The organism is Sodalis-like endosymbiont of Proechinophthirus fluctus (assembly GCF_001602625.1).
Taxonomy (GTDB): Bacteria; Pseudomonadota; Gammaproteobacteria; order Enterobacterales; family Enterobacteriaceae.
Window position 1 is genome coordinate 19,664 of sequence record NZ_LECR01000074.1, and the last position, 4,881, is coordinate 24,544.

Here is a 4,881-nt window from a genome sequence, read left to right on the forward strand (position 1 = left end):
CCCGCGCCCTGAGCGGATTCACGAATCGCACGACGCTCCACCTGGGTCGCCCCGACCGGCACGCACACCAGCACGCGCGGGCTTGGCCGCATAAAGCTGTTGCTATGAACCTGTTTGATGAAGTGCTGCAGCATTTTCTCGGTAACGAAGAAGTCAGCGATGACGCCGTCCTTCATCGGCCGGATGGCCGCGATGTTACCTGGCGTACGCCCCAGCATCTGCTTCGCATCATGGCCGACAGCCGCAACGCTTTTCGGCGAACCGGCTCGGTCCTGACGAATGGCTACGACGGAAGGTTCATTAAGGACAATGCCCTGTCCTTTCACATAAATGAGGGTATTGGCGGTACCCAGGTCGATGGACAAGTCATTGGAAAACATGCCACGAAATTTTTTAAACATAACTGAAGGATAATCCTGCAAGCTGGGGAGAAAAACAAAATCCGCTCACTCTACCAACCAAGAGAAGCAGAAACAAGGCGCAAAAGCGCGCGACTTCTATGAAAAATACGTCCCCGTTAATATTCCCACTAACCGAAGAAAATTCCTCTGCGGATTTTAATCAGACGAAGTAGACGAAGTACGAAATTATCACTTTTTCTGATGTCTAATATTACGAATATGGTAGTCAGAATCGTATAAATTGATCTAATTTGTACATTGTTGATAGCATAATAACTTATGAGGCTGTTGAGGCGTATTGTACATTAATTTTGCACGGACTTTTATCCTAATCTAGGATCATAGGATTAATCGTGAATATTTTTATCAACTCCCCCAACGGCGAAATCTGTGCGAAGAAATCGCCCTCACCGCCCGCTACGGCATGATCCACAACAAGGTTGGACACTCGCACTCGCTGCGCACGCCGGTTGCAAAAACCCGCTTCCGGGTGCCGATGCAGGCTTTCGGCAAGCTTTGCATGAACAGTTGATTCTCCTGACGGCGGTTTATATCGCGCACTAGGCCGGGACGCAGTTTGATAACTGAAATCGGTACTAAACTGATGTAGCTGGTACTGACTAAGGTCATCCCAGCTAGGTTGACGTTAACAAACAACCTAGTCCAGTCAGCAGGCACAGCGCCGGACGCAGAGGTTATAAATGTTGATAGAGATCCGCCTCAACAAGTTCAAACATAATTTGGCTTTGTACTAATTTACTTCACTTCATGAAGGTATCAGCGCAACCAGTGGCGAAAATCGTGTTGAAAAAGTTAGTACATACTTAGTAATATTGACAAAATCACTCTTGGCAGTTGGGACAGCAGCGGGATTAGCCACAGCAATTGCTGGCGTCCATAGCACTACGCTAAGCCCAACCTGACGCATCACCGGCAAGAATTCGTAGCGGTTAAGGTGTCAGATCTATTCTGGATGCCGTTGATGACGACGTAATGATCGAGCGCGCCAGCGCGGACGAAAGCGAGATGAATCAGCAGTTAAAGACAGTCGCTGACAAGCGTATCGGTATAGAAGATGACTAAACAGTAGTCGAGATGGGGCGACAGCGGCAGCGCTAGGTAGTAAACGGGTTTCCCCCGACGCAGCAATTCTAGTCGGGTAATACCGGCGCTATCCATCGCCATCGGCAGCTAGGTCGCCACGGAAGGCAGTGGGCTCCGTTAGCATCAAGCGACTAAAACTGTCAGCCATCGCCGAACTGCCTATCCAAGCGTTGCTGGTGCAGCCTGAAATGGCTCAATGATGCTTGCCCGCCAGCATCAGCAACGTCACCAGAACACAACGCATAGCCATCATGTCCGAGATTCGGACATTGAGTGGCGCATCCCTGAACTCAATAACAAAAAAGGGGTTACCGATATTTTTAAGCAAGCCACTCTGAGAATAGCTGTTTCCGTCATCGAATAAAAACGTAATGTATACGTAAAATAGGCACCAAAATTATCCCAATGGAGAGTCCGGTCATGACATTTTTGCTCAGATTGCGCGAGGCCGATATTACCACTGAAAATTTTTTTCATCGTCTTAATATGCTGAAAGTACTAGGTATTACCGCTGATACTGTTAGTCTTTCTCCTACGGTGCGTACGGATCTTCTCTCTTTTTTCAGCCGGCATAAGGCGGTAAAGCTACTGCCGGGCAGCCGGACTCGGCAACTCTCAGCATAGAACACAAGCGCCGCTAACGCAGGTGGACAAGATTACCCGGTTACAACAATTTCTGCAAATTTGGGCTGGATAAAAGGCGGGGAAACACCCCGCCCCGCACACGCTGGCGTTTTGAAAACTGAGAGATGGCAGATACGTATCGACGGCGAAGTCACAAAACTGATGAGGCTGGACATGGCGGATGTACCCAATCGATTCACGCTGGAAGAACGTATTCATCGACCTCTCGCTTCGTCGAGTCCTGGTCGATAATAATCACCTGGATAGGCTTTGAGCTAAATCGGTTGCTGAAGCTGGTGGAAACCACCGGTCAGGCGCGTTTTGTTGCCTTCCAGCCCCTTAATGATCCCGAACAAATGTCAGGGGAAAAAGACGATTTTATCGGCAGCGGCCTGCAATATCCTTACTTAGAGGCGTTGCGGCTAGATAAAGACATGCATCTGCTGGCGTTAATGACCGTGGGCGTTTATGGCAAAACTCTGCCGCCAAAAAACGGCTTACCCATCAGGCTAATTACGCCTTGGAAATACGGTTTTAAAGGAATTAAATCTATTGTGCATATACGCCTGACCCCTGAAACCGGCCCACCACCTGGAATCTAGCGGTGCCGAATGAATGTAGTTTTTACGCCAATGTGAACCCGTATGTGGATCATCCTCGCTGGTCGCAGGCGACGGAGAGGATGATCAGTAGCAGTATTCTGGACGTCAAACGAAAACCGACGCCGCTGTACAACGGCTATGCTGATCGCGTGGCTAGCCTATATCGCTGTCTAAACCTACGGGAGAACTTCTAAGCGCGCCTAAATTTTAAACATATATTCTGTAAAAATACTTTTGCACCTGGCCGCGCCATACTGCTTTGGCTGGTCTACACCGTCAGACAAGACGATTTCAGCGCCAATCCTGCTAAAGATATCCAGCATTTCACCGGACGCATGGCGCTTAAGTAAGCTGCTTGTTGGTCTTGCTACTGGTCAACTACGGTCGCCAGTTGCTGCTTATCCATTGCCGACAGTTGCTCAGACTGTGGTATTTCACCTGCGCCACGCTGCATTTAGCCAGTTATGCGCTGCTGGAGCGCCGGATCGACAACCTACGGTTACTCAGCCGTAAACTGGTAGCGCACCCCTATCTAGTACTCAGCATTACCGGCTGGATAATATTGCCGCTGGCCTGCACCTCTCTTTACCCTGTGCGCAGAGCAAATTAAAAAATCACTGGCAAATCCTGCACAATCTGATTTATATAGTGGCTATCCTAGCGCCAATTCACTATATGGTCGGTCAAAATCCTCTCGCCGAAGTCGGTGTTGTATGCCATAGCATGGCTGGCTCTTCTGGCCTTATACGCTATAAGAAATTGTGCCAATAAGTGGCGGTGAAAGATGAATTTTCGCTTTCGTCATAGTAACTGGTTACGTTATCTTACTCCCGCCAGAAACAGGTCGTTAAAAGATATCTTCATGGATACCGTCAGTAATTTGCTGCGAAAATCCGCGATATCACTATAATTCCTGACCCCAGTGGAAAATCATCATTGAAATGTCAGTAAAAAGATGACATTTCGTTTACCGTTGGTTATTTTCTACGGGGTATCGTAAATTGAATGGAGATCGCCGCATAATGGCCGATAAATTCCACATTTTGCTTCTCAATGGGCCGAATCTAAATTTGCTCGGCACCCGCGAACCGGACAAGTATGGTTATACCAACCTTGCCGATATCATCGCGGATCTGAGCAAGTTAGCCGGCAGCCTGGAAATAGAGCTCAGCCATTTTCAGTCCAACGCGGAACATGCGCTGATCGACCATATCCATAAGGCCCGGGGCAATACCGATTTTATCGTTATCAACCCCGCGGCGTTTACCCATACCAGCGTCGCCCTACGTGATGCGCTGTTAGCGGTAAGCATCCCGTTCATTGAGATTCATCTCTCCAATGTGCATGCGCAAGAACCTTTCCGTCATTACTCCTATTTGTCTGATATTGCGGTTGGCGTGATATGCGGCTTCGGCGCTGATGGGTATCGCTTTGCTTTGCAGACGGCGGTCAAACGCCTGTCCACATCCAATTAATTGGAGTATGGAACCCCACTCATGGATATTCGTAAGATCAAGAAACTGATTGAACTGGTTGAAGAATCAGGAATTTCTGAGCTGGAAATTTCTGAAGGTGAAGAATCGGTTCGTATCAGTCGTGCTACGGCGCAACCGCCCTACCCGATGATGCAACAGGCTTATATCCCTGCGGTGCAGCAGCAGTCAGAGGGCACGGCCCTGCCTATCTCCGCAGAAGCCGGCACCGTGCCAGTGACCATGAGAGGTCACCTTGTGCGCTCGCCGATGGTGGGAACCTTTTACCGCACCCCTAGCCCGGATGCGAAACCTTTTGTCGAGGTTGGTCAGAATGTCAACGTTGGTGATACCCTTTGTATTGTTGAAGCGATGAAAATGATGAACCAAATTGAATCGGATAAAGCCGGCGTGGTGAAAGCTATCCTGCTGGACAACGGTCAACCAGTTGAATTCGACGAGCCGCTGGTCGTCATCGAATAACGAGGCGCAAAATGCTAGATAAAATCGTCATCGCAAACCGTGGTGAAATTGCATTGCGTATTTTACGCGCGTGCAAAGAACTGGGTATCAAAACCGTGGCGGTACACTCTACCGCCGACCGTGACCTGAAACATGTGCTGTTGGCCGATGAGACAATCTGTATCGGCCCACCGCCGTCGGTAAAAAGTTATCTCA

General features: G+C 49.1%; 6 protein-coding genes and 3 pseudogenes. 5 read left to right on the plus strand and 4 right to left on the minus strand.

Going from position 1 to position 4,881, the window contains the following annotated elements; genetic code table 11:
* The 4 genes and pseudogenes from mreB to BG74_RS19040 form a co-directional block, all read right to left on the minus strand.
* A pseudogene (gene mreB, locus BG74_RS07195) lies at positions 1 to 401 on the minus strand (rod shape-determining protein MreB); the annotation flags it as partial.
* A 417-nt stretch (positions 402 to 818) separates the two neighbouring features.
* Positions 819 to 1,031 carry an EAL domain-containing protein gene (locus BG74_RS07200; RefSeq protein WP_066597531.1) on the minus strand — a complete coding sequence of 71 codons (213 nt, stop codon included), beginning with the start codon at positions 1,029 to 1,031 and terminating at the stop codon, positions 819 to 821.
* Between the two features lie 408 nt (positions 1,032 to 1,439).
* Positions 1,440 to 1,586, minus strand: coding sequence for a hypothetical protein (locus BG74_RS13855; protein ID WP_187202764.1), 147 nt, complete (start codon positions 1,584 to 1,586; stop codon positions 1,440 to 1,442).
* A 112-nt stretch (positions 1,587 to 1,698) separates the two neighbouring features.
* Positions 1,699 to 1,833 (minus strand): hypothetical protein, encoded by a 135-nt coding sequence (locus BG74_RS19040; protein ID WP_256364244.1) that lies wholly within the window; start codon positions 1,831 to 1,833, stop codon positions 1,699 to 1,701.
* A gap of 92 nt (positions 1,834 to 1,925) precedes the next feature.
* On the opposite strand from BG74_RS19040, the pseudogene msrP reads away from it, so the two are divergent.
* From msrP to BG74_RS17725, 5 genes and pseudogenes are all read left to right on the plus strand, one after another.
* A pseudogene (msrP, locus tag BG74_RS07205) lies at positions 1,926 to 2,925 on the plus strand (protein-methionine-sulfoxide reductase catalytic subunit MsrP).
* Between the two features lie 10 nt (positions 2,926 to 2,935).
* Positions 2,936 to 3,502, plus strand: a pseudogene (locus tag BG74_RS07210) (ferric reductase-like transmembrane domain-containing protein).
* A gap of 251 nt (positions 3,503 to 3,753) precedes the next feature.
* Complete coding sequence (aroQ, locus tag BG74_RS07215) at positions 3,754 to 4,206, plus strand: type II 3-dehydroquinate dehydratase (protein WP_066597532.1); 453 nt, start codon at positions 3,754 to 3,756, stop codon at positions 4,204 to 4,206.
* A gap of 21 nt (positions 4,207 to 4,227) precedes the next feature.
* Positions 4,228 to 4,686 carry an acetyl-CoA carboxylase biotin carboxyl carrier protein gene (gene accB / locus BG74_RS07220; protein ID WP_066597534.1) on the plus strand — a complete coding sequence of 153 codons (459 nt, stop codon included), beginning with the start codon at positions 4,228 to 4,230 and terminating at the stop codon, positions 4,684 to 4,686.
* Positions 4,687 to 4,697: 11 nt separating this feature from the next.
* Positions 4,698 to 4,881: biotin carboxylase N-terminal domain-containing protein (locus BG74_RS17725; protein WP_439895704.1), on the plus strand; the 184-nt coding region annotated here is incomplete at its 3' end.

Bases quoted from the DNA above. Each gene is read 5' to 3' on its own strand.
- aroQ (WP_066597532.1), top strand. From the start codon at position 3,754: ATGGCCGATAAATTCCACATTTTGCTTCTCAATGGGCCGAATCTAAAT.
- accB (WP_066597534.1), top strand. From the start codon at position 4,228: ATGGATATTCGTAAGATCAAGAAACTGATTGAACTGGTTGAAGAATCA.
- BG74_RS07200 (WP_066597531.1), bottom strand. From the start codon at position 1,031: ATGACCTTAGTCAGTACCAGCTACATCAGTTTAGTACCGATTTCAGTT.
- BG74_RS13855 (WP_187202764.1), bottom strand. From the start codon at position 1,586: ATGGCGATGGATAGCGCCGGTATTACCCGACTAGAATTGCTGCGTCGG.